At 42.7% G+C, this 23,852-nt stretch carries 17 protein-coding genes; 13 read left to right on the top strand and 4 right to left on the bottom strand.

What is annotated here, in order from left to right; translation table 11 throughout:
- Nucleotides 1-41: 41 nt before the first annotated feature.
- Nucleotides 42-1,679 carry a TldD/PmbA family protein gene (locus tag ATK78_RS14150; protein ID WP_133576768.1) on the top strand — a complete coding sequence of 546 codons (1,638 nt, stop codon included), beginning with the start codon at nucleotides 42-44 and terminating at the stop codon, nucleotides 1,677-1,679.
- A complete protein-coding gene (locus ATK78_RS14145; RefSeq protein ID WP_243732533.1) occupies nucleotides 1,651-3,024 on the top strand; it encodes a TldD/PmbA family protein in 1,374 nt (457 codons plus the stop codon). Before ATK78_RS14150 ends, ATK78_RS14145 begins: the two co-directional genes overlap by 29 nt.
- Before the next feature lie 113 nt (nucleotides 3,025-3,137).
- Here the strand turns inward: ATK78_RS14145 and ATK78_RS14140 are convergent, their stop codons facing one another.
- Nucleotides 3,138-3,767, bottom strand: a complete 630-nt coding sequence (locus ATK78_RS14140; protein WP_133576767.1) for a DUF4159 domain-containing protein — start codon at nucleotides 3,765-3,767, stop codon at nucleotides 3,138-3,140.
- 149 nt (nucleotides 3,768-3,916) lie between these two features.
- Between ATK78_RS14140 and ATK78_RS14135 the strand changes: the two genes are divergently transcribed.
- From ATK78_RS14135 to ATK78_RS14095, 9 genes are all read left to right on the top strand, one after another.
- Nucleotides 3,917-4,915 carry an AAA family ATPase gene (locus ATK78_RS14135; protein ID WP_133576766.1) on the top strand — a complete coding sequence of 333 codons (999 nt, stop codon included), beginning with the start codon at nucleotides 3,917-3,919 and terminating at the stop codon, nucleotides 4,913-4,915.
- Complete coding sequence (locus tag ATK78_RS14130; RefSeq protein ID WP_243732532.1) at nucleotides 4,915-5,802, top strand: DUF58 domain-containing protein; 888 nt, start codon at nucleotides 4,915-4,917, stop codon at nucleotides 5,800-5,802. The genes ATK78_RS14135 and ATK78_RS14130 overlap by 1 nt, the downstream gene beginning before the upstream one ends.
- Nucleotides 5,803-5,805: 3 nt before the next feature.
- Complete coding sequence (locus ATK78_RS14125; protein ID WP_133576765.1) at nucleotides 5,806-7,302, top strand: BatA domain-containing protein; 1,497 nt, start codon at nucleotides 5,806-5,808, stop codon at nucleotides 7,300-7,302.
- On the top strand, nucleotides 7,295-9,472 hold the full coding sequence (locus ATK78_RS14120; protein ID WP_133576764.1) for a hypothetical protein: 2,178 nt from the start codon (nucleotides 7,295-7,297) through the stop codon (nucleotides 9,470-9,472). Before ATK78_RS14125 ends, ATK78_RS14120 begins: the two co-directional genes overlap by 8 nt.
- A 2-nt stretch (nucleotides 9,473-9,474) precedes the next feature.
- Entirely contained in the window at nucleotides 9,475-11,277 is a 1,803-nt protein-coding gene (locus ATK78_RS14115) for a hypothetical protein (RefSeq protein WP_133576763.1), read from the top strand.
- A gap of 89 nt (nucleotides 11,278-11,366) precedes the next feature.
- Nucleotides 11,367-13,001 (top strand): TldD/PmbA family protein, encoded by a 1,635-nt coding sequence (locus ATK78_RS14110; RefSeq protein ID WP_133576762.1) that lies wholly within the window; start codon nucleotides 11,367-11,369, stop codon nucleotides 12,999-13,001.
- Between the two features lie 2 nt (nucleotides 13,002-13,003).
- The gene (locus ATK78_RS14105; RefSeq protein WP_133576761.1) at nucleotides 13,004-14,320 is read left to right on the top strand and encodes a TldD/PmbA family protein; all 1,317 of its coding nucleotides are present in this window, start codon (nucleotides 13,004-13,006) and stop codon (nucleotides 14,318-14,320) included.
- 3 nt (nucleotides 14,321-14,323) lie between these two features.
- On the top strand, nucleotides 14,324-15,955 hold the full coding sequence (locus ATK78_RS14100; RefSeq protein WP_133576760.1) for an amidohydrolase: 1,632 nt from the start codon (nucleotides 14,324-14,326) through the stop codon (nucleotides 15,953-15,955).
- 25 nt (nucleotides 15,956-15,980) lie between these two features.
- Complete coding sequence (locus ATK78_RS14095; RefSeq protein ID WP_133576759.1) at nucleotides 15,981-17,978, top strand: sialate O-acetylesterase; 1,998 nt, start codon at nucleotides 15,981-15,983, stop codon at nucleotides 17,976-17,978.
- A gap of 173 nt (nucleotides 17,979-18,151) precedes the next feature.
- Here the strand turns inward: ATK78_RS14095 and ATK78_RS14090 are convergent, their stop codons facing one another.
- Genes ATK78_RS14090 through ATK78_RS14080 form a run of 3 tightly spaced genes read right to left on the bottom strand, consistent with a single transcriptional unit; the run spans nucleotide 18,152 to nucleotide 20,544 of the window.
- Complete coding sequence (locus ATK78_RS14090) at nucleotides 18,152-18,616, bottom strand: GtrA family protein (protein WP_243732531.1); 465 nt, start codon at nucleotides 18,614-18,616, stop codon at nucleotides 18,152-18,154.
- Entirely contained in the window at nucleotides 18,579-19,304 is a 726-nt protein-coding gene (locus ATK78_RS14085) for a CDP-alcohol phosphatidyltransferase family protein (protein WP_133576758.1), read from the bottom strand. The genes ATK78_RS14090 and ATK78_RS14085 overlap by 38 nt, the downstream gene beginning before the upstream one ends.
- 46 nt (nucleotides 19,305-19,350) lie before the next feature.
- Nucleotides 19,351-20,544 (bottom strand): metallophosphoesterase, encoded by a 1,194-nt coding sequence (locus tag ATK78_RS14080; protein ID WP_133576757.1) that lies wholly within the window; start codon nucleotides 20,542-20,544, stop codon nucleotides 19,351-19,353.
- A 353-nt stretch (nucleotides 20,545-20,897) separates the two neighbouring features.
- On the opposite strand from ATK78_RS14080, the gene ATK78_RS14075 reads away from it, so the two are divergent.
- Nucleotides 20,898-22,985 (top strand): HEPN domain-containing protein, encoded by a 2,088-nt coding sequence (locus ATK78_RS14075; protein ID WP_133576756.1) that lies wholly within the window; start codon nucleotides 20,898-20,900, stop codon nucleotides 22,983-22,985.
- Nucleotides 22,985-23,776 (top strand): uroporphyrinogen-III C-methyltransferase, encoded by a 792-nt coding sequence (cobA, locus tag ATK78_RS14070; RefSeq protein ID WP_133576755.1) that lies wholly within the window; start codon nucleotides 22,985-22,987, stop codon nucleotides 23,774-23,776. The genes ATK78_RS14075 and cobA overlap by 1 nt, the downstream gene beginning before the upstream one ends.
- The last annotated feature ends 76 nt before the right edge of the window (nucleotides 23,777-23,852 follow it).

Below are 23,852 nucleotides of genomic sequence, written 5' to 3'. Positions count from 1 at the left end.
TATTGTTATATTTATAAACCTAACAACTAAACTACTTTAACTTGAAACGCAGAAATTTTATCTATTTGTCCGGAATAGGGGCTGCTACGGCTATGCTTCCTGCAATTCCGGTATGGGGGAATGAGATTCCTCTCGAAAAATCACTTGAATACGTTGATCCCGCAGCAAAAAAGATCATGGCAGATGTTGCCTTGAATGCTGCACGCAGTAAAGGAGCTACCTATACCGATGTACGCATAGGACGTTACTTAAACCAATACGTCGTTACCCGTGAAGACAAGGTAGAAAACCTCGTGAATACAGAATCCTATGGAATAGGTATCCGCGTAATTGCAAATGGAAGCTGGGGCTTTGCAGCCACAGATAAAATGGACAAAGACGGAATAGCAAAAGCTGCAGAACTTGCGGTAACTATTGCCAAAGAGAATTCAAGGCTGCTAACCGAGCCTGTAAAACTCGCCCCGCAGAGTGGTTACGGAGAAGTAACCTGGAAAGCCCCAATTGAAAAGAATTCATTTGAAATTCCAATAAAAGAAAAGGTAGACCTTTTACTTTCTGTAAATGATGCAGCTATGAAGGGCGGCGCAGATTACATCAACTCCATTTTGTTTATGGTCAATGAACAAAAGTATTTTGCGTCTACAGACAATTCTTATATAGATCAGGACATTCACCGGATCTGGCCAACGTTCTTCATCACAAAAATTAATAAGGAAACCGGAAAGTTTGAAACCCGGAATGCATTGAGTGCCCCAACCGGAATGGGATATGAATACCTGGATGCAAAACCTGAGCATAAGATTAAGACCGCACAGGGTACATTGTATAAAGGAAGATACGATATGCTGGAAGATGCCAGACAGGCGGCGGTCCAGGTTGGCGATAAGCTAAAAGCAAAATCTGTAGAGCCCGGAAAATATGATCTGGTACTCGATCCCTCACACTTATGGTTAACCATTCATGAATCCTGCGGCCACCCTACTGAGCTTGATCGTGTGCTTGGATATGAAGCCAATTTTGCAGGAACAAGCTTCCTTACCCTGGATAAATGGGAATCGAAGAAATTTAACTACGGAAGTAAAGAAGTGAACATTACAGCAGACAAAACAGAAACAGGTTCCTTAGGAGCAGTAGGCTATGATGATGAAGGTGTAAAATGTGGTAAGTGGGATATTATAAAAGAAGGGGTTCTGGTAAACTATCAGGCCATTAGGGATCAGGCGCATATCATCGGGTTAGATCATTCACAGGGCTGCTGTTATGCAGACAACTGGAGTAGTGTACAGTTTCAGCGCATGGCTAACATTTCACTTCAGCCGGGGAAAAAGCCGCTTAGTATAGCAGATCAGATAAAAAATGTAGAAAAGGGAATTTATATTGTAGGCGATGGCTCATTTTCAATTGACCAGCAGCGGTACAATTTCCAGTTCGGCGGCCAGCTTTATTACGAGATCAAAGGAGGGGTAATTGTAGGTATGCTCAAAGATGTGGCCTATCAATCCAATACCCAGGAGTTCTGGAACTCCTGCTCTGCAGTTTGTGATCAGCGTGATTACAGGCTGGGCGGATCTTTCTTTGATGGAAAAGGTCAGCCTTCACAGTCCAGTGCAGTTTCTCACGGTTCTGCAACAGCACGTTTTAATGGAGTTAATGTTATTAATACAGGAAGAAAAATCTGATACGATCATGCCAATACTAACAAAAGAACAAGCTAAAGCACTTTTAATTAAAGTCCTGAGCTACTCAAAAGCAAATGAATGTGAAATAAATATAAGTGGTTCAGATGGTGGTAATATCAGGTATGCCCGTAATTCTGTAAACACCAGCGGAGCCGTAAGTTCAACCCAATTGGTGGTTACTTCGGCATATGGCAAGAAATCTGGTGTGGCCACTATTAATGAATATGATGATGCATCTATAGAAAAGGTGGTCAGGAGATCTGAAGAGCTGGCGCAGCTGGCTCCGGAAAACCCAGAGTATATGAGCTTACTCGGGCCGCAAACTTACGGGCCTGATGCGCCGACGTTTTCTCCAATTACGGCAAATGTTGGCCCAAAAGAACGGGCAGATGCAGTGGCAAAAAGTTTGGCCGTATCTAAAGAGAATAATTTAAATGCAGCAGGGTTTTTGGAAAACAGTACCGGTTACAGCGCAATGATGAACAGCAAAGGACTGTTTGCCTATAGCCTGTCGACCGATCTGGCATTTAACATTACCATGCGTACTTCAGACGGTAAAGGTTCTGGTTATGCAACGCGCGGCTATAATGATTTTAGTAAGTTAGATGTAAAAAAGGATACAGAGGTAGCTGCCCAAAAAGCACTGGCATCGGTAACTGCCAGGGCCATTGAACCCGGTAAATATACCGTGATCCTGGAACCTACAGCGGTAGCCGTGATGCTTGAAAATATATTCTACGATATGGATGCACGTCAGGCTGATGAAGGCCGGAGCTTTTTGAGTAAACCTGGCGGTAAGACCAGGGTAGGAGAACAGCTGCTGGATCCGCGCGTTAATATTCATTCAGACCCATGGAATACAGAACTGCCCGGAAATACCTGGTCTGGCGATGGCCGTCCGCAGCAAAAAATAAACTGGATAGAAAAAGGAGTGGTTAAAAATCTATATACTTCCAGGTACTGGGCTGCCAAGACTGGTATAAAGGATATTCCAACACCAGGGGGTGCAATTATGGAGGGGGGTACCAAAACCCTTGCAGAAATGATCAAAGGAACTGAAAAAGGAATCCTGGTAACCCGGTTATGGTATATCAGGACTGTTGATCCGCAAACACTGCTGTTAACCGGCCTAACCCGTGACGGTACATTTTATATCGAAAACGGGGAGATCAAATTCCCGGTTAAAAACTTCCGTTTCAATGAAAGTCCCGTAATCATGCTGAATAATTTAGAGGAACTGGGTAAAGCAGAACGGACAGTTAGTGCAGAGTCAAACCAGAATTATCTTTTGCCGCCATTAAAGATCCGTGATTTTACATTCACCTCTTTATCAGACGCGGTTTAACTTATTGATCTAATTTGCAATGCAGTTGATCATGATTGCGTTGTTATTATAATTGCTGGATCACGCCATTATTGTTTATCAATAGTGGCGTGATCTTTTAATGATAGAAATAGCTAACTGTTAACTCCCATGGCGTACAAAACAATATTAACGCCAAACTTCGTATTGTCTTCTGCCAGGAAGCGTTTGTTCCTAAAGTCATAATCCCATTCACAGCCGTAATCTTTATTGCTGTACAGCACACCAATGCGGTTGTTGATGGTAACGGCTTTCAGATAATCATGAACAAGGTCGTCGCCCCAGCCGTTGAGTTCGAAAGAAGTAGTTGGAGGGCCTTTCTCAAAGCTAAAAAAGGAATGATAGATCGGGTGGTTATTGGGGATCTTCTTTAAGGTCTGCGGACCAAATAAATCAGTCATTTGTTTTTCAAAGGATTTCGCAAATAACCCGTCAACATCATGATTGCAGTCGTCCACAAATACAAACCCGCCATTTTGTACATATTTCTTAAAATTGGAGGCTTCCAGTTTATTAAATTGAACCAGCTTATGGCCGCTTAAATAGCAAAAAGGATAGTTAAACAGTTCATTACTGCTGAGTTCTACAATCTTTTCTTCAGGATTTAGAGGTATAGTAGTATACTCCAGCAGGGAATTTAAAATATTAGAAGGCATCCGCTGATCCGTATCCCAGTCCCCCGAATTGTATTTTATCCTTGCAAAAGTGAACTTAGCTTGTTCCATCTTTCTAAAATAACTCCATTTTTCATTACAAGCTATTTTTTATAGGATATCCCTTGTAATTTTTTTGATATTCTGTAAATCCAACGGCTGTTTTTAACTGATATGCCTTATATTGAGATGTAAATTCTTAATTCTTAAAAATCATTGCCTTGGAAATTTCAGAAAGTAACATAAAAGAATTAATTCATAAGGTTTCCCTGTTGAAAAAGGAGATTCAAAAAGTAATTGTTGGACAGGATATCATCATTGAAGAGATGCTGGTGGCACTTCTGGCCGGCGGCCACTGTCTTTTAGAAGGAGTGCCGGGCCTTGCAAAAACATTAATGGTACGTACCATGTCGCAGGCACTTGATCTTTCATTCCGGCGTATCCAGTTCACACCAGATCTGATGCCTACAGATATTGTAGGGACAGAGATCCTCGAAGAGGACCATACTACTGGGAAAAGATTCTTTAAATTTAATAAGGGCCCTTTGTTTGCCAATATTGTACTGGCAGATGAGATTAACCGGACGCCCCCAAAAACACAATCTGCATTGCTGGAGGCCATGCAGGAATTTGAGGTTACTTACGGCGGACAAACCTATCCGTTAGACCGTCCGTTCTTTATCCTGGCTACCCAAAACCCAATTGAACAGGCCGGTACCTATCCGCTTCCCGAAGCCCAGCTAGATCGTTTTCTGCTATATATTAAAATAGGCTATCCAACGGCAGCAGAAGAAGTAGCGATACTAAGCAGTACCACCGGCTCTAAAAGGAATGTGGTAAACCCAGTTATCGGGGCAGAAGATATTAAAGTGCTCCAATCTTTAACCCGCGAAGTAAGTATTAGTGAAGACCTCATTGCTTATGTGAGTGATCTGATCCGTGCAACACGGCCGGATACCACAGTAGTTGGTTATGTTAAGGAATGGGTGAGGTGGGGAGCAGGCCCGAGAGCTGGTCAGGCCTTAATCCTTACTGCAAAGGCAAGAGCGCTGATCCATGGCCGGTATGCGGTAATTATGGAAGATCTGCAAACTATGGCCTACCCGGTATTGAGACACCGCGTTTTAATGAACTTTAAAGCAGACGCTGAAAATGTAAATGCCGATCATGTTACTGCAGAGCTGGTCAAAGCGATATCCAGACCAAAAGTTAACATCTAATGAGTAAACTGCTTGATCCCAAAGTACTGATGGCAATTAAAGAGCTGTCTCTGGCTGCAAAAACAACCATTGATGGGTTTATGAGCGGTATCAATAAAAGTACGATAAAGGGGCAAGGTCTGGAATTTAGTCAGTACAGAAGCTATCAGCCCGGTGATGATCTTCGTTCGCTGGACTGGAAAATGTTTGCCCGTTCAGACCGCTATTACATCCGGGAATCAGAAATAGAAACCAATATCTCCATCCGCTTTTTGGTAGATGCAAGTGCTTCTATGAACCACAAAGATGGAGATTTTACCAAAATAGATTATGCACGTTACCTTGCAGCCTCGCTGGCATACCTGGGTAATTTGCAGGGTGATGCCATAGGGCTATATGTGATTAATGAAGCAGGCATCTTTTCTATGGCTGCAAAGCAGGATTATCAGCATCTGGCCAGGCTATTTTATCAGCTGGAACAAATAAAACCTGACAAAACATTCATCACACCCATCCACTACAAAGAACTTTATGCCGGCGCACAAAAACGTGAATTACTGGTCTTTATCACCGATATGTATGAAACGAACGAAGAAATATTTTCATTTCTGGATACGTTAAATACATTGAAGCATGAAGTGGTTGTATTTCACCTGATGTCGCCAAATGAGCTGGAACTGAACTTTAAAGGATATTCGACATTTGAAGATCTGGAGACCGGACGTTCTGTTCAGATTGATCAGGATAAAGCCAGGGCAGTTTATAAGGCAAGGCTTCAGGAGTATCTTGAAGCCACGCGGATCAAGCTGCTGGACAGGCGCATCTTTTACCGGATGATCCGTACCGATCAGCCATTGGATGCTGCGCTCAGGGATTTTTTGAACCAGAGAAACAAATTAAACGTTTAGCCTGTGCAGTTACTATATCCCATCGGTTTACTCGCACTGCTGGCCCTTATTGTGCCAGTAATTATCCATTTGTGGAATGTTAAGCAAGGAAAGACACTCAAAATTGGCAGTATCGCCCTGCTGGGAGCAGCTACCTCATTAAGTTCAAGAAGTATCCGGGTAACCGATTGGTTTTTGCTTATGCTGCGGTGTATGCTGCTTATTCTTTTGGCTTTCATGCTTGCAGGCCCATACCTGAAAGCAGATGAAAAAAGTGATAAAAAAGGATGGGTGCTTATAGAGCGGCCACAGCTGCCGCAAGTTTATAAACACAGCAAAACAACCATAGATTCTTTGCTGAAAGCGGGATATGAACTGCACGAATTTGAATCTGGGTTTGGTAAAATGAACCTTAATGATACCTTGACTGTGCTCAATGCCGATACCATAAAAACCAGGCTGGGTTATTCCTCATTGCTAAAGCAATTGAATACCGAATTGCCTGCAGGTATGCGTGTGTATCTTTATGCAGACCGGCGCCTGGCAAACTTAAACACAGATCTACCCGCTATAACCTATCACTTAATATGGAAAAATATACCAGCATCTACGGATACAGTTAGCAAATGGACTACAAAACATGCGGGTAAAATCTTTAATGCGCAATCCACTCCTTCATTCACCAGTTATCAGCCGGCAGCTTCAAACACAGATACATCGGGCAGCATCAAGGTAATGATCTTTGACGGAGGAAATTCTGCAGATGCCAAATATGTTAAAGCAGCACTGGCGGCAATGGCCAGCTTTACCCGGAGAAATATAACGGTGAAAGACTGGCGTGCTGGCTCAGCTGTTCCTATAAATACTGATCTGGTCTTTTGGCTTTCAGACCAACCGGTTAATCCGGGTTTGCAGTCTGCATTGAAAAAAACAGGAAAATTGTTTACCTATGAAAAGGGAAAGATCATTGGCTTAAATTCCACTATTAAATTAAACATTCAGCAAGCTGGTAACCGCGATGATGTATCGTTAACAAAGAGAATCTTTAAAGATCGTTATAGCGGAACGGATATCTGGCTGGATGGCTACGGCGATCCGTTGCTGTCTTTAGAGCGAAAAGATAATGTCCTTCACTATCATTTTTACAGCAGGTTTAACCCGCAGTGGACAGAATTGGTTTGGAACAGCCAATTTGTTGATGCACTTATGCCGCTCGTAATTGGTAATGAGCGCGTTGAGAACGTTGATCACATACAGGACATCAAGAACGTTGTGAGCGTTGAGGATGTCGAGAACGGTGAAAGCAATAGTGCCGGCTTTGCATTTGAAACACATCCTTCAGATCAACGGGTCTTAAGCAATGAACAACCCGAAATGACCAAATTAAAAGAGGTACCTCATACAGTAAAGCACAATAGAAAAGAGCCGGTTAGTTGCCTTTTCTGGGTTGCAGCTTTTGTGATCTTTGCAATAGAAAGAATAGTGTCGTTAAAAAAGAAAACTAAGATCAGTTATGATTAGGTCAGAGGGGCAGCAGTGGATCACAGATTTTAGGAAAAAGTGGGTAACGCTTTACTTTTTCAGGGTTTTAACATTTAGCCTCGCAATAGCGCTGATCCTTGTTTCTTTATTAACTTACCTAACATTAGGTTCTTTCTGGACGGTGGTTCCGATATTTCTGGTCGTATTTACTATATGCTCTTTTACATACCCTTTTTGGAGAATCAATAATGAAGATATCTCCAGGTATCTGAATGCCAATTTTACGGACCTGCAAGAGAGTTCAGGCTTACTGTTAAAACCAGAAGATGAGTTGTCCGGTCTGGAGCGCATGCAGAGAAATAAGGTAAACGAATTGCTGGCTGAAATTAAGATTCCTGTAACACCGTTTAAAAAACTGGGAACTGCTCTAGCTGCATTGCTGTTGGCTATTGTTCTCAGTCTGGTTATTGGAAACCTGCATAAAAAGAACAATGACAATAAAATGTACCCTTCAGTAGCAGCTGGTCAGCCTGTTGTGCATGAACGGATTCTTCCGCAAATTTCAAGGATTGCTATTTATATAGACCCGCCAGCCTATACACGTGTTCAAAGCAGAACGCAAAGCCAGTTTTCAGTTAAAGCAGAAGCCGGCTCCAGTGTTATATGGAATTTGAGTACCAATACTACGATAAAAAAGATCAATCTCATTTTTAATGACCGGGAGATTGTGCCATTGAAGTCCCAGAATGAGGCGCATACAAAATGGAAGTCTGCCAGGCTAATTAAGGAATCTGGCTTTTACCAGGTTGAGCTCGATGGGATAAGGTCAGATCTGTATCAAATTGAAGTAATACCAGACTTACCGGTGAATATAAAAATTACCAGTCCCAAACAGTATAGTACCATAGACTATGGGATGCCACAGCGTGTAAACCTTCAGTTGTCTTTAACAGACGACTATGGAATTAAAGATGCATTTATCGCAGCAACAATGGCAAGCGGTAAAGGTGAGGGGGTAAGCTTTACCGAAAAGAAAATATCTTTTAATATAGGTTTCAATAATAGCAGGCAGTCTAAATTATCAAAAGTCATTGACCTGAAGTTGCTCGGAATGAAGCCTGGTGATGAGCTTTATTTCTATATAAACGCTCAGGATAACCATGGTCAAACGAGCAGATCAGACATTTATTTCGTATCGATTGTAGATACAACAGAATTGATGAGTATGGCGGGCATGAGTACAGGCATTAACCTGGTTCCTGAATATTTTAGGAGCCAGCGTCAGATCATCATTGATACAGAAAAACTGTTAAAGGAAAAAACGTCTATGGCTGTACAGTCGTTTAAAGACAAGAGTAATGACATTGGCGTAGACCAGAAACTATTGAGGCTGAGGTATGGTAAGTTTCTGGGAGAAGAGTCAGAGACGGAGATCGGAGCAGACCATGATCATGAGGAAGCCGGTAAGGGGCATAAGGATGAAGAAGCAGGACATAAAGAAGAAGGACACGACCATAAAGAAGAAAAGACAGAACAGATTGCTAATGTGCAGGAAATCATGGACCGATATGCCCATAAACACGATATTGCAGAAGACGCCACATTCTTTGAACCTGAATTAAAGGCACAGCTAAAAGCTGTACTCACAGAGATGTGGAGTTCAGAGTTAAGGCTTAGAACTTATAAACCAGAAGATGCGCTTCCTTTTGAATATAAAGCACTTCGGCTGCTCAAAGATCTTCAGCAGAAATCACGGGCCTATGTTGCAAAAACTACCGTTAAAACCGCCCAGTTAAAACCAGAGAAACGGCTGTCAGGAGAGCTGGATAAAATTAACAATCCAACGCAAACGAGTACTGTAGAACAAAAGCAAAACAGGGAATACTATTTAAAAAAGGCACTTTCTGTGTTGGAAATACGGAAAGCGGGAAATAAATTTAGTGCAGCAGATCAGCTGCTGCTCAAAGATGCCGAAAAATATATGGCAGCAGCAGCAGCGGGTAATCCGGCATCTTTTCTTACTGCACTCAAAGGATTGAGAAAGGTTACAGCTGCTAAGCAGCCTGATGTTCCGGAGATTACCCTCGTTCAAAGATCCATACAAAAGCTAATGATCAGGGAAAGTGATCAGCCAAAGCCGCAGTCTGCTGCGCCGGCATCAGAATTATATCAAAGTTATTTCAACAACCTTAAAAAATCAGAACGCTAACCATGGAAATGAAATACATGGCAATAGCCGCCTGCATCATTTTAGGGGTCTTCATGATCATTAGTGAACTAAAAAGGCCAAATAAAGCATTTTTAACAGCCAGGATCCTGGCAAGCATCGTTGCCATTCTTAGCTTATACTATATGCTGTTCCCGGTTCAGTACCAGGCAGATCAGAAGAGTATACATGAAATTAACCTGTTAACCCGGGGGACAGCTAAAGATTCCATAACCGGAATTAAAGGAAACAGCTATACCACAGAGCAGGAAATAGCCAATACTGCACGCTCAGAAAAGGTTAAATTTATTGCAGACCTGCCTTACTTTTTAAAGAGTAACCCACGCATCAATGCCCTTAAGGTGTACGGTTATGGCTTATCAAAAGACCAGCTAAAGGGACTGGATAATTACCAGATGTCCTTTCATCCCGCTCCGGATCCGGTAGGTGTTGTCTCGTGCAGCTGGAATTGGAAATTAGCATCTACAGAAAAGCTGCAGCTGGAAGGAACATACCACAATGATAGTACAGAACCTGTAAAACTGCTGCTTCGCGGTTTTGGGGCCAACCTGGATTCGGTTCGTATAAACCCAAAAGAATACAGCCGCTTTACGCTTCATGATCAGCCTAAACAATCCGGAAGGGCGGTATATGAACTGATCGCTATGCGTGGCAGTGATACCGTTGCCAGAGAATTTGTACCCATCCAGACCTCAGAAGTACTGCCATCCAGCGTATTGATCCTGTCATCCTATCCTGATTTTGAATATAAGTTCCTGAAAAACTGGCTGTTTGAAAATAAGTTTGCCGTAACGATGCGGAGCAGGATCAGCAAGGATAAGTTTAGCACAGATTTTTTGAATACCAGTAAATCCAATATGGAACGTATAAACCCCGCTGTATTGAAGAAAACGGATCTTTTGGTAGTCGATGAAGAAGAATTAAATGCATTAAGTGCCAGCGAATATAACGCCATAAGCAGGGCTGCGGAAAGTGGTATGGGAATACTGATCCGCCTGGGCGATCCCGGACTAAAAACAAAAACAGCATTGGTAAACGGGTTTTCAGTATACCGTCTGCCCGATGAAAAGTCAAAACAGCTAAATATGCATTTTCCGGGACAACAACCTGCTTTTGGCGTTTTGCCCATTGAGCAAAGATCCTTTTTAAAACCCAGGCCCAATGATCAGATGCTGGTAACAGATCTATCCGGAAAAGGATTGGTTAACAGTCATCTTTATGGATCAGGCAAGGTGCTGCTATCTTCCGTTCCGGCTACCTACAATTGGCTTCTTGCAGGCAAAGAGCAGGATTACAACCGTTTTTGGTCGGCCTTATTTAGCAAAGCTTTGAAAAAGCTAAGCAAAACTGAAAGCTGGCTAATGATCCCTGCATTTCCCGTTCCTGGTCAAAAGACACGGTTTATTGTGGATCAGGATCAAAAAGATAAAGTACCCCTGATCGAGATTAATGACCATAGGCTTAGCCCTGCACAAAATATAGAGCTTCCATTTAAATGGGATGCAATAAGCTGGCCGCAAAAACAAGGATGGAATATCATAACGATCAATAATAAGCCAGATTACTTTTATGTATATCATCCGGGCAACTGGAATGCGGCCATCAACCATCAAAACAGAAAGATTACCACAGAATTTGTTTCTAATACCAGGACAGTAAAGGCGGGATCTGCTGATTTCGAAAATACAGTCTCAAAATCGGTCTCTCTATGGTGGTTTTTACTGTTATTTCTTTGTAGCGCCGGATTTTTATGGTACGAATCCAGAATCCTGAGTGCTAAATTCTAATTGAAACTAAAATGTTATAGAACAGATGCCTCTTCCAATTAAGAATTGGTTAAATTGGATCATTATTAACTGACCTAAATTGAACCGTTTTGAAAAGAAAAGATTTTCTCTATTTATCCGGAATAGGAGCAGGGGCATTGATGCTCCCGGACCTGTCTGCTTTCGGAAATCCAATAGATCCTTTACAGGCACTGGAGACCGTAGATACAAAAATTAAGAAAGAATTGGCAGACGTGGCTTTAAACGCTGCAAAGTCTAAAGGAGCAAGCTATGCAGATATCCGCATTGGCCGCTATCTGAACCAGTTTGTGTCCACACGCGAAAAACGGGTACAGGGAATTGCGAACACAGAATCCTATGGTGTAGGCATCCGGGTAATAGCTAATGGATGCTGGGGATTCGCCGCAACAAACATAGTCAGTAAAGATGCCATAGCTAAAGCAGCTGAGCAAGCTGTTGCTGTAGCAAAGGCAAATTCAAAGATCCAGGGAGATCCGGTTCAGCTGGCCGCTCAAAAGGGCTACGGTGAAGTAAGCTGGAAAACCCCAATTGAAATTAATGCCTTTGAGGTTCCCGTTAAGGAAAAAGTAGATCTTCTGCTAAATGTAAACGACATAGCGATGCAAAATGGTGCCAGCTTTGTCAATTCAGTGATCTTTGCAGTAAATGAACAGAAATATTTTGCATCAACAGATGGCTCTTATATCGATCAGGACGTTCACCGCATTTATCCTTCATTTAATGTAACCCGGATAGACCGGGAGTCTGGTAAATTTCAAACCCGTTCATCGCTCAGCTCGCCAATGGGCTTAGGCTATGAATATATGAATGCCAGACCAGAAGATAAGGTTGCTGGTGTAGTTACCCGTTATAAAGGCAGATATGATATGCTGGAAGATGCAAAGTCTGCCGCACTCAATGCCAGCGAAAAAGTAAAAGCGAAGTCTGTTGAACCGGGTAAATATGACCTTATATTAGACCCGTCACACCTTTGGTTAACCATCCATGAGTCGGTTGGTCACCCAACTGAGCTGGACCGTGTATTGGGTTACGAAGCAAACTATGCAGGAACAAGCTTCCTTACACTGGATAAATGGAAAAGTAAAAGCTTCAAATTTGGAAGTGATAAAGTAAATGTGATCGCTGATAAAACCCAGGTGGGTTCACTGGGCGCAGTAGGATATGATGATGAAGGCGTGAAATGTAAAAAATGGGATATCATTAAAGACGGTGTATTGGTTAATTACCAGGCCATTCGTGATCAGGCGCACATCATCGGACTGGATGAGTCTCAGGGCTGCTGCTATTCTCAGGGATGGGATGATGTACAGTTCCAGCGGATGCCAAATATATCGTTACAGTCAGGAAAAGAAAAGCTGAGCGTAGATGATATGATCAAAAATGTTGAAAAAGGCATTTACATCATTGGAAATGGAAGTTTCTCCATTGATCAGCAGCGTTATAATTTTCAGTTTGGAGGCCAGACATTTTATGAAGTTAAAGATGGTAAAATTGTAGGCATGCTCAATGATGTGGCCTACCAGTCCAACACACAGGAATTCTGGAATTCATGTGCTGCCGTTTGTGATGAAAGTGATTACCGATTAGGGGGTTCTTTTAATGATGGAAAAGGACAGCCATCTCAAAGCAGTGCAGTTTCGCATGGTAGTTCAACCACCCGGTTTAATGGAGTTAATGTTATTAATACAGCTAGAAAGATTTAATTATGGCCATTTTAAGTAAAGAAGAAGCCCAGGCAATACTAAAGAAAGTACTTAGCTTTTCAAAAGCAGACTCCTGCGAGATCAGCTTAAGCGGATCAGATGGCGGTAACATTCGCTATGCACGCAATGCAGTGTCAACAGCAGGCCAGATCAGCGTAATGAACCTGGCCGTAAGCTCAACCTATGGAAAAAAGACAGGCACTGCCAGTATCAATGAATTTGATGATGCCTCTTTGCAGAAAGTTGTAAAAAGATCAGAGGATCTGGCCATGCTGGCACCAGAGAACCCTGAGTTTATGCCGCTGTTGGGTCCGCAGACATTTCCGGAATCACCAACATTCAATGCAAATACCGCAGCCATGACGCCAGACACCCGCGCAGAAATGGTAGGCAAAAGTTTGCAGGTCTCTAAGGCAGCCAATCTGGAAGCAGCAGGCTTTCTTGAAAATTCAACCCGGTTTAATGCCGTAATGAACTCAAAGAATTTCTTCGGATACAATAAAAGTACCGATGTATCCTTTTCCGTAACGGTAAGAAACCGTGAGGGAACAGGTTCCGGGTATATCGAACAAAGTTTCAATAACCTGGATAAGATGGATACCCTGGCACTGAGCAAGATTGCAGCAGCAAAAGCGAATGGGTCTGCCGGTGCAAAAGCCATAGAGCCGGGAAAATATACGGTGATCCTGGAGCCGCTTGCGGCCAGTGATATGCTGGGCAACATGTTCCGGGGCTTTGATGCCCGCAGTGCGGATGAAGGCCGGAGCTTTATGAGTAAAAAAGGCGGGGGCACCCGTTTGGGAGAACAGCTGTTCTCTGAAAATGTAACGATCTATTCAGACCCAATGAATCCCGAAATCCCTTCAGCAACGTGGAACGGAGATGGCTTACCGGTTAAACGTACCGAATGGGTTAAAAATGGCGTAGTTAAAAATCTGGCTTATTCGAGGTACTGGGCAGAACAAAAAGGTGTACAGCCAATGCCATTTGGCAGAAGCATGGTTCTTGAAGGAGGAACACAGTCTCTGGAAGAACTGATCAAAAGCACAGAAAAAGGGATTTTAGTTACCCGTTTCTGGTATATCCGCTCTGTAGATCCGCAAACATTATTGCTCACCGGACTAACCCGTGATGGTACGTTCTATATCGAAAATGGAGAGATCAAGTTCCCGGTAAAGAATTTCAGGTTCAATGAAAGTCCGGTAATTATGCTTAATAATGTAGAGGCATTGGGTAAACCAGTAAGAACAGGAAGCGGAATGATCCCGCCAATGAAGATACGTGACTTTACGTTTACCTCATTATCAGATGCGGTATAGGCTATGAAATTGTTTTTTCCGGTAATAGCCCTTTTACTATTGGCATCGTGTGCATCAAAAAAAGAGGCAGACCTCATTGTTTACAATGCCAGGGTATACACTGTAGATGAGGAATTCTCCATCGCAGAAGCCTTTGCTGTAAAAGATGGTAAAATCCTGGAAACAGGCACAACAGATGCCATTAAAAATGAATATAATGCTGCAGAAAATCTTGATGCCGGGGGGAAAGCCATTTATCCCGGCTTTATTGATGGCCACGCCCACTTCTTTGGCTATGGCTCAGGTCTGCAGCAGGTGGATCTAACCGGAACAAAAAGCTGGCAGGAAGTGCTGGAAAAGGTGAACGCATTTTCCGGGCAAAATAAGGAAGGCTGGTTAATTGGAAGGGGATGGGACCAGAACGATTGGGATGCCAAAGGGTTTCCTGACAACGCAGCACTAAGCAGGTTGTTTCCGGATCGTCCTGTTTTTCTTACCCGTGTAGACGGGCACGCTGCAGTGGTTAACGAGGCGGCAATAAAATTAGCTGGTTTAAAACCCGGACAACAGTTGGTAGGCGGAGATGTGGTCACTGAAAAAGGAAGGTTAACCGGTTTATTGATCGATAATGCCGTACGCCTGGTGTCTGAGAAGATGCCGGGCATTACAGCAGCACTGGCAGCAAAGGCTTTGATGGATGCACAGAAAAATTGTTTTGCTGTTGGCCTTACCTCGGTTACAGATTGCGGACTGGATTATCCGGCAGTTGGCTTCATAGACAGCCTCCAAAAGGCGAAGCAATTGAAAATGCGCATGTATGTCATGCTTTCAGATAAACCTGATAATTACGATTACCTGTTTAAAAAAGGGGCCATTAAAACCGAAGGCTTAAATGTAAGGTCGTTTAAAGTATATGCAGATGGTGCGCTGGGTTCTAGAGGGGCTTGTTTATTAATGCCTTATGCAGATAATCCGCATAATCATGGCTTCTTATTAAGCGATAAAAAGCATTTTGCAGAAGTTGCAGAAAAGATCTATGCTAAAGGATTTCAAATGTGTACTCATGCCATAGGCGATTCGGCCAACCGGGAGATCCTGAATGTTTATGCAAAGGTACTCAAAGGAAAAAATGACAAGCGCTGGCGGATTGAGCATGTACAGGTGATTTCTGAAAAGGACTTCAGCTTGTTTAAAGATTTCTCAGTAATCCCCTCGGTTCAGTCTACCCATGCTACCTCAGATATGTATTGGGCTGGTGACCGGTTAGGTGCAGAGCGGTTAAAAGGTGCCTATGCATATAAAAAGCTTTTACAGCAAAATGGATGGCTGGTACTGGGAACCGATTTCCCTGTTGAAAGTATAGATCCGCTCTTAACTTTTTACGCGTCTGTAGTACGTAAGGATGCAAAAGGTTATCCCGAATCTGGTTTCCAGGTAGAAAATGCATTAAGTAAAGAAGAAACTCTCCGTGGAATGACCATTTGGGCAGCCAAAGGGAACTTTGAAGAAAAAGAAAAGGGAAGTATCGAAGCCGGTAAGTTTGCCGATTTTGTCATTGCCGATCAGGACCTGATGATGGTAAAGCCACAGGAAATTTTAAAGACAAAGATTCTTAAAACCTATCTTAATGGTGAAAAGGTCTACGAAAAACAGTAAGTTTAACGCTCATAAACCAAATTGTATGAATGCCAAAAGTTATTTCTCTCAGAAAATCAGTCTGATCCTCGTTTTACTTGCATGCACAACCAGCACACAAGCAAAGGTAACATTGCCTTCCGTTTTTAGTGATTACATGGTTTTTCAACAAAAGACCAATGCCGCAATATGGGGAAAAACAAAGCCGGGTCTGTCAGTTAACATTACAACTACCTGGTCTTCCAAAGCGTATTCCGCACGCGCAGATCAGGATGGTAACTGGAAAATTCTGGTGCCAACCCCGTCTTATGGCGGTCCATATACTGTGACTATTTCTGATGGAGAAGAGACCAAACTGTCCAACGTATTGATTGGAGATGTTTGGGTTTGCTCTGGCCAATCCAACATGGAAATGCCATTGGCAGGCTGGGGAAAGATCGATAACTATGAGAAGGAAATACAAGAAGCCAACTATCCAAAGATCAGGTTGCTGCAGGGCGACCATGTAACGAGCAATGTGCCATTAGCAAATGCTAAGGTATCTAATGGAGGATGGGTACCATGTACCCCGCAGTACATCGGAGGATTTTCTTCTGTAGCCTACTTCTTTGCGCGTGAAATTTATAAGAAAACAGGCATTCCAATTGGATTGATCCATACCTCATGGGGCGGAACAATTGCTGAAGCATGGACCAGCGCAGGAACATTGAAAAAGATGCCTGATTTTGCAGCGGCAGTCGATAAGATTGAAAAGGCCGGACAAGGTGCTACAGGCCTAAGCTTAGAGCAGCAAATGGAAGAATGGCAGAAACTGGTACTGAAAAATGATGCCGGTTATGTAAATGGGGTAGCCCAGTGGACAAGCACACTTCCAGAATCCCCATCCTGGAAAACAATGACTTTACCAGTGCTTTGGGAAAAATCCGGAATCCCGGGGTTTGACGGGGTAATGTGGTTTCGTAAAAGCATCAACATACCAGCTTCCTGGGCAGGCAAAGAAATTAAACTGAACTTAGGGACTATCGATGATGATGATGTCACCTATTTTAATGGAGAAAAGATAGGAGAAACCAAGGGTTACAACGCAACCCGGATCTATACCATTCCTGCTGCTAAAGTAAAAGCAGGTGCCAATGTACTGGCAGTGCGCATATTTGATGGTATTGGCGATGGGGGGATTTATGGAGATCAAAATATATTGTCACTTACCAATGCAGCGGGTGGAAGGATTTCGCTGGATGGAGAATGGACCTATAATAAAGGATTAGATCTAAAGGATATTGCAGCAGCACCGGTTTCTAATGAAGGCCCCAACAGGGCTACTGTATTGTACAATGCCATGATCAATCCATACATTCAATTTGCCATACGAGGTGCCATCTGGTACCAGGGAGAAAGCAATGCAGACCGGGCCAGTCAATACAAGGAACTGTTCCCGAATATGATCAGGGACTGGAGAAGCAGCTGGAAGCAGCCAGATTTCCCATTCTATTTTGTACAGCTGGCTAATTTTATGAAAGTGATTGAACGCCCAGGACCTTCAGCCTGGGCAGAGTTGAGAGATGCACAGCTTAAAACCTTGTCTCTCCCAAATACAGGGATGGCAGTAGCAATAGATATTGGCGATGCGGTAGATATCCATCCAAAAAATAAACAGGAAGTTGGCCGTAGGTTGGCACTGATCGCATTGGCAAAAGATTATGGCATTAAAACCGCGTATTCAGGTCCGCAGTTCCAAACACAGCAAACAGAAGGCAGCGCAATTAAACTGACCTTTAAATTTGCAGAAGGCGGCTTAAAAGCAAAAGACGGAACAGAACTTAAAGGCTTTACCATTGCAGGTGCGGATCAGAAATTTTATACTGCTAAAGCAACAATCAAAGGAAACCAGGTGATCGTAAGCAGCACGGAAGTAACAGGCCCGGTTGCGGTAAGATATGCATGGGCAGACAATCCGGTATGTAACCTGGTTAATGGCGCAGACCTGCCTGCATCGCCGTTCCGTACAGATTCCTGGAAAGAAATTACCTACGGCAAAAAGTAGTTTGTTTGATGTAAATAAGGGGCTAAAGAGGTGCCGGCTTAACCGAATGTTTGGTGTAAATTACTGATATCTTGAAGTAACAGTAAATTCATATGTACAAATCACTCTTAATTGATGCATGCATTTGTTGAAGCGATACAGAATAACTGATGTTTTCTGAACCGATTTGATTGTTAAAGCGGTACGGACTTAACCGGACGTTTTCTGAAAACCCAATAGGTTTGCAGTACATAATTAAATCCGAGTGAAACGATGATGTCGATGATTAAACGGCTGATCTTGTAATCGGTGTGCAAAAAGGTGGTAAAAAGATAAGTGCCTGATGATTTAAGGAAAATGCTGCCGGCAACCACAAATATAAACTTAACGAGCTGGTTACCAACAGGGGAATTGCTTGCCTTATTCGTATTAAATGTCCAGTATCTGTTTACAGAGAAATTAAGAATGGCACCAATAACACCACCAATGGCAATAGAAATGGTATAGTGAATGCCAAGAAGCTCTGTACAGGCAATCATTGCCGAATAATCGACAATGCCGCCAACAAAAGCAGATAACTGGGCCTTTATAAACATAAAGACCGAAGTTTTCTTTGGCAGTTTAAGCCGATCTTCTTTTAGCTTCTCGTTCTGTATCATCACGGATGTCCCCAAGTTTTAAAAGTTTCCTGGTATCTACAAAATTGATAATAAATAAAGTAATACACATTGCTGCGGCAAAATATTCGATAAGATGTCCGAAGATCACTTCAATGATGATGATCAGTGCAAGGATCACACGCACTTCTGTCGGGCCAACCAAACCAGAGTCGATACTATAAATATCCGTGATCTTATAGCGAAGCTGTGAAATGATCATTGCCCAGCCGTAAAGTGCAACAAATACAAAAGCGATCAGTTCATATTCATTCCTGGCATAAACGAGGTAGCCCAGGCCAATCAGAACGGTACTTACCCAATCCATAATAATGTCCAGAGAGAAACCAAACCATTTTCTTGGAATATTGCGGTAATAAGCAATCCTGCCATCCAGTGAATCCCCAAGCCAGTTTATGGCCAATCCGGCAACGGAAAGTAAAAGAAAGCTTCGTTCAAAATAGGTAGCGAGGATAAATCCAGCCAAAACAATAACGGAGCCGACAGTACCAATGAAAGTAAGTGTATTAGAACTTATAAATGCAGGCACTCTTTTAACCAGGTAAGAGATGGTTACCTGTTCGGCACCATTTAAAATGTTCGTCCGCTTTCTATCTTTAAATACCCTTTTAAGATCTGTACTGTCAATCGTATCCTTCAGGCTATTTTCTCTCAGTTTATTTTCTTCCATTAACGTTTGCAGTTATCTGTTATAATGCGGCACAAAAGTATATAAATTAACTTATACCAGCAGTTCTTTTCAATTCTATTACGGTGATTTCTGGCCAAATGCCTACACGTCCGGAAAAACCGAGGAAACCAAAACCCCTGTTTATGTTCAGGAACCTGCCATTTTCGCTGGTAATGCCCGCCCAATGTGCATACCTGTATTTAACCGGACTCCACTTGATCCCAAAGGCTTCCAGACCAAATTGCATGCCATGTGTGTGTCCCGATAGCGTTAGGTGGATCTTTGAAGCAAATTTGGTCACTTCGGCCTGCCAGTGGGTAGGGTCGTGAGAAAGCAGTACTTTAAAATCATCCGCGTTGGTGTTGGCAAGGGATTTTTTCAGATCGCCGCGTTCACCAAAACCAACACCCCAGTTTTCAACACCCGCAAGAATGATCTTTTGTCCGTCTTTGTGAATCTCCACATGTTCATCCAGCAGTAACCGGTATCCAAGTTCAGCATGGTATGCTTTCAGCTGATCCAGGTTCTGTGATTTTTCAGTTTCGGTCGGCCATTTTACATAATCACCATAATCATGGTTTCCTAAAATTGAGAACTGACCATAAGGAGCCTTAACTTGTTTAAAAACATCGATCCATGGTTTAATTTCTTCCGCTTTATTATTGACAAGGTCGCCTGTAAATACAAAAAGATCAGATTTTTGCTGTTTGATCAGGTCTATACCTTTCTGGACGGCCTTTGGGTTGTTGAAACTACCAGCATGAACATCTGAAATTTGAGTAATTGTAAAACCATCAAAATTTGAAGGCAGGTCGTCAAAATACAATACATGCTTGATTACCCGGTATGCATATTTACCGCGAACCATACCATAAATGAAAACGATAACTGTAAGCAGGAAAAGCGCTGCAGAGAATTCAATCCAGTAAAAACTCCGGTGGCCGCTAACCAGACTGAAAATATCCCCGGCAAGAAGGAACACGATAAAAACAAGTTCCGACGCAAGGAAAACCAAAAAAGCATGGGTGCTGATCTTAAATAAAAGATCCATTCCATTGTCGCGCATCTTAAAGATAGAATAAACCAAAGCGAGCAGGATCACACTTAAAAAACTCCAGAAAATAACCCCGGTTAGGGAGTAGTCAAGAATAACTTTAACCCCGGAAAGTGCATAGAAGTTTAACGCAAAGAGCAAAGCGGCAAAGACCGCTAAAGGTAAAATACTTATTTTTCTTTTCATCTAAAACGAAATAATGGATAAAAGTACCTTTTGAAAAACGAAGAAAAGGCTCTGCTAATCAATTTTACATATTTAAGATAATTGACTATTAAACTCATTAAGTCAGTTTATAAAGAAAGGTTGTCCATTTTAAATTAATACATTGATAATTAGCTGTTTATTTGTTTTTTATGAATTATTTATACTACTAATCCTATATACTTTATATATTTGCTTCATGAAAACAGTCAACCTTACTTCAATGTGTCTGTATATGTGCTGCATGTACCCGTAGAACTATGACTGTTTAGAACAAAACTTAAAGCTTTTCAGTCGCCAGGCCGGGAAGCTTTTTTACATTAGACCTAACTAAAATGCAAAGCTTTAGAACAGAGTTGGAGAATCCTATTGTCGAAAAAGACATCATTGATCTTGAAAAAAAGATCAGGGAGTTTCGTGAAGGCAAAATTCACGATGAGAAATTCAGGAGCCTGAGATTGGCACGTGGTGTTTACGGACAGCGGCAGCCGGGAGTTCAGATGGTTCGCATTAAGCTGCCTTTTGGAAAGGTAACGTTTAAGCAGCTTTTGCGGATCGCAGATGTTTCTGATGAATATGGAAGCGGCAATTTACACCTAACCACCCGTCAGGATATCCAAATCCATTATGTGAGTTTAGACAGGACCCCGCAATTATGGCAGGAGCTGGAACGCGATGATGTAACCATTCGTGAAGCTTGTGGAAATACCGTTCGTAATGTAACCTCATCTCCGGATGCCGGAATCAACCCAAATGAGTTATTTGACGTTTCTCCGTATGCACATGCCTTTTTTACCTACTTTCTAAGAAACCCGATCTGTCAGGAAATGGGCAGAAAGATCAAGTTCTCTTTTTCATCTGACGAGCGTGATACGGCTTACAGCTATATCCATGATCTTGGTTTTATTCCAAAGATCAATGAGAAAGGGGAGCGTGGCTTTAAAGTGATGCTTGGCGGTGGCTTAGGTGCGCAGCCATTTTTAGCCAGTCTTGTTCATGATTTTCTTCCGGAAGATCAGATCATCCCCTATGCAGAATCTGTACTGCGGGTGTTTGACCGCTATGGCGAACGAACAAACCGCAATAAGGCCCGTCTAAAATACCTGGTGCAAAAGTTAGGACTGGATGAAGTATTGAGGTTGGTGGACGAAGAGCGGACTGCAAATAAATCAAAAACCTTTGTAATAGATCGTGATGCCGTTCCACAGCCCCAGTTGCCGGCAGAACTGGATTATCCGGTATTGGATGTGAACGATACCTTAGCGTATAAACACTGGCGTGCAACCAATGTACTGGAGCAAAAGCAAAAAGGCTTTTATGGCGTTTACATTAAAGTTCCTGTTGGTGATATCAAAACCGATAAAGCACGCAAACTTGTAGCTGCCATCCAGCTTTATGCTGCAGATGAGATCAGGATTACCCAGAACCAGGGACTATTGTTAAAGTTTGTGAGAGAAGGGGCATTACCCGCATTATATGCGGGTTTGAAAGATCTTGGCTTTGCTACACCTGGTTTTGACAGCGTTGGCGATGTAACTACCTGCCCTGGAACAGATACCTGTAACCTGGGGATCTCTAACAGCATGTCACTTTCAGTGGCACTGGAAGACGTGATCTATGAAGAGTTTCCGGAACTGATCTATGATAAAGAGATCAAGATCAAGATAAGCGGATGTATGAACTCCTGCGGACAGCACGGACTGGCGCATATCGGATTTCATGGCAGTTCTGTTAAAGCAAACGGAAAGGTAGTGCCGGCAGTTCAGGTGATGCTTGGTGGTGGTACCGTTGGAAATGGTGAGGGACGCGTTGCTGAACGGGTAATTAAAGCACCATCAAAACGGGCAACTGAAGTATTGAGGTACATCCTGAATGATTTTGCAGCCTACGCAGAAAAAGCAGAAAGCTTTCACCAATATTACGACAGACGTACCAAAGACTATTTTTACCAACTTTTAAAGCCACTGGCCGATCTGACAAATCTTAAGGATGAAGAATATGTAGACTGGGGACATGAAGAAACCTTTGCTACAGCCATCGGTGTTGGTGAATGTGCGGGTGTAGTGATTGATCTTGTGGCCACCTTGTTGTTAGAAGCCTTTGAAAAGCTGGATTGGGCCAGGGCATCCTATGAAGCCGAAGCCTGGTCTGATGCCATCTATCACACCTACGCAGTATTTGTAAGCAGTGCTAAAGCACTCTTACTGGATAAAGGCGTAAACAGCAGTACACAAATTGGTGTGATCCGCGAATTTGATACCCATTATGTAGAAACCGGAGAAATCCTGTTAAGCAGTTCATTCCATGAATTGGTGCTTCAGATCAATAAAAATGAACCAACCAAAGAATTTGCTACGGCCTATTTAGGTGCAGTGGAAGCGTTTATCAATCAAATTAAAGCAATAAGAGAGGAGAAATTTTAATGATCATCCCTAAAAATATACACCATAAAGAGCCAAGGATTACCTTGGTAGGCGCTGGACCAGGAGATCCTGAACTGATTACCATGAAGGGGGCAAATGCGCTTAAAACTGCTGATGTTGTATTGTATGATGCCCTGGTAAATGAAGGGGTGTTGGACTATGCCAACCCGGCTGCCATCAAAGTTTATGTGGGTAAGCGGTCTGGAGAACATTCCTACGGACAAGATGCAATCAATAAACTAATGATTGATTATGCCATCAATTACGGCCATGTGGTTCGCCTGAAAGGGGGAGACCCGTTTGTTTTTGGCAGGGGATATGAAGAGCTGGATTTTGCAGCAGGGTACAGTATCCCTGTTCAAGTGGTTCCTGGCTTATCAAGTTCCATCTCGGTTCCTGGTCTTCAGCAGATCCCGGTTACACACCGGGGCCTAAGCGAAAGTTTTTGGGTAGTAACCGGAACAACAGCTTCCGGCAAGATCTCCAATGATCTGTATGAGGCAACCCGCTCAAAAGCTACCGTTGTGGTGCTTATGGGACTGGGTAAATTAAAAGAAATTGTAAAGCTGTTCCAAAATGAAGGCAAAGGCCGTTTGCCGGTTGCTGCCATCCAAAGCGGTTCAACGGAGCATGAAAAACTGGCCATAGGTACGGTAGATACCATCGTTGAAGTGGTTAAAGAAAAAGGTGTTCAGGCACCCGCATTGCTGATCTTTGGTGAAGTGGTATCCCTGCATCCCTCATTTCAGCCAATCCGCGATTTTTACGAGGCATTAAAGGAAGAATTATAAAGCAGATCATTTATCGGTATAGTTCTTTAATAGTAGCAGAATGATAGAAAAATATTGAAGAAGAATTTATAGATCT

The sequence above is a fragment of the Pedobacter metabolipauper genome (assembly GCF_004362715.1).
Taxonomy (GTDB): Bacteria; Bacteroidota; Bacteroidia; order Sphingobacteriales; family Sphingobacteriaceae; genus Pedobacter; species Pedobacter metabolipauper.
The sequence above is the reverse complement of the archived record's forward strand: the minus strand, read 5'-3'. Positions and strand labels throughout refer to the sequence as shown.

What these genes read in the sequence shown, in the direction of transcription:
- ATK78_RS14145 (WP_243732533.1), top strand. Translation starts at nt 1,651, where the DNA reads ATGTTATTAATACAGGAAGAAAAATCTGATACGATCATGCCAATACTA.
- ATK78_RS14140 (WP_133576767.1), bottom strand. Translation starts at nt 3,767, where the DNA reads ATGGAACAAGCTAAGTTCACTTTTGCAAGGATAAAATACAATTCGGGG.
- ATK78_RS14130 (WP_243732532.1), top strand. Translation starts at nt 4,915, where the DNA reads ATGAGTAAACTGCTTGATCCCAAAGTACTGATGGCAATTAAAGAGCTG.
- ATK78_RS14120 (WP_133576764.1), top strand. Translation starts at nt 7,295, where the DNA reads ATGATTAGGTCAGAGGGGCAGCAGTGGATCACAGATTTTAGGAAAAAG.
- ATK78_RS14115 (WP_133576763.1), top strand. Translation starts at nt 9,475, where the DNA reads ATGGAAATGAAATACATGGCAATAGCCGCCTGCATCATTTTAGGGGTC.
- ATK78_RS14105 (WP_133576761.1), top strand. Translation starts at nt 13,004, where the DNA reads ATGGCCATTTTAAGTAAAGAAGAAGCCCAGGCAATACTAAAGAAAGTA.
- ATK78_RS14100 (WP_133576760.1), top strand. Translation starts at nt 14,324, where the DNA reads ATGAAATTGTTTTTTCCGGTAATAGCCCTTTTACTATTGGCATCGTGT.
- ATK78_RS14095 (WP_133576759.1), top strand. Translation starts at nt 15,981, where the DNA reads ATGAATGCCAAAAGTTATTTCTCTCAGAAAATCAGTCTGATCCTCGTT.
- ATK78_RS14090 (WP_243732531.1), bottom strand. Translation starts at nt 18,616, where the DNA reads ATGATACAGAACGAGAAGCTAAAAGAAGATCGGCTTAAACTGCCAAAG.
- ATK78_RS14085 (WP_133576758.1), bottom strand. Translation starts at nt 19,304, where the DNA reads ATGGAAGAAAATAAACTGAGAGAAAATAGCCTGAAGGATACGATTGAC.
- ATK78_RS14080 (WP_133576757.1), bottom strand. Translation starts at nt 20,544, where the DNA reads ATGAAAAGAAAAATAAGTATTTTACCTTTAGCGGTCTTTGCCGCTTTG.
- ATK78_RS14075 (WP_133576756.1), top strand. Translation starts at nt 20,898, where the DNA reads ATGCAAAGCTTTAGAACAGAGTTGGAGAATCCTATTGTCGAAAAAGAC.
- cobA (WP_133576755.1), top strand. Translation starts at nt 22,985, where the DNA reads ATGATCATCCCTAAAAATATACACCATAAAGAGCCAAGGATTACCTTG.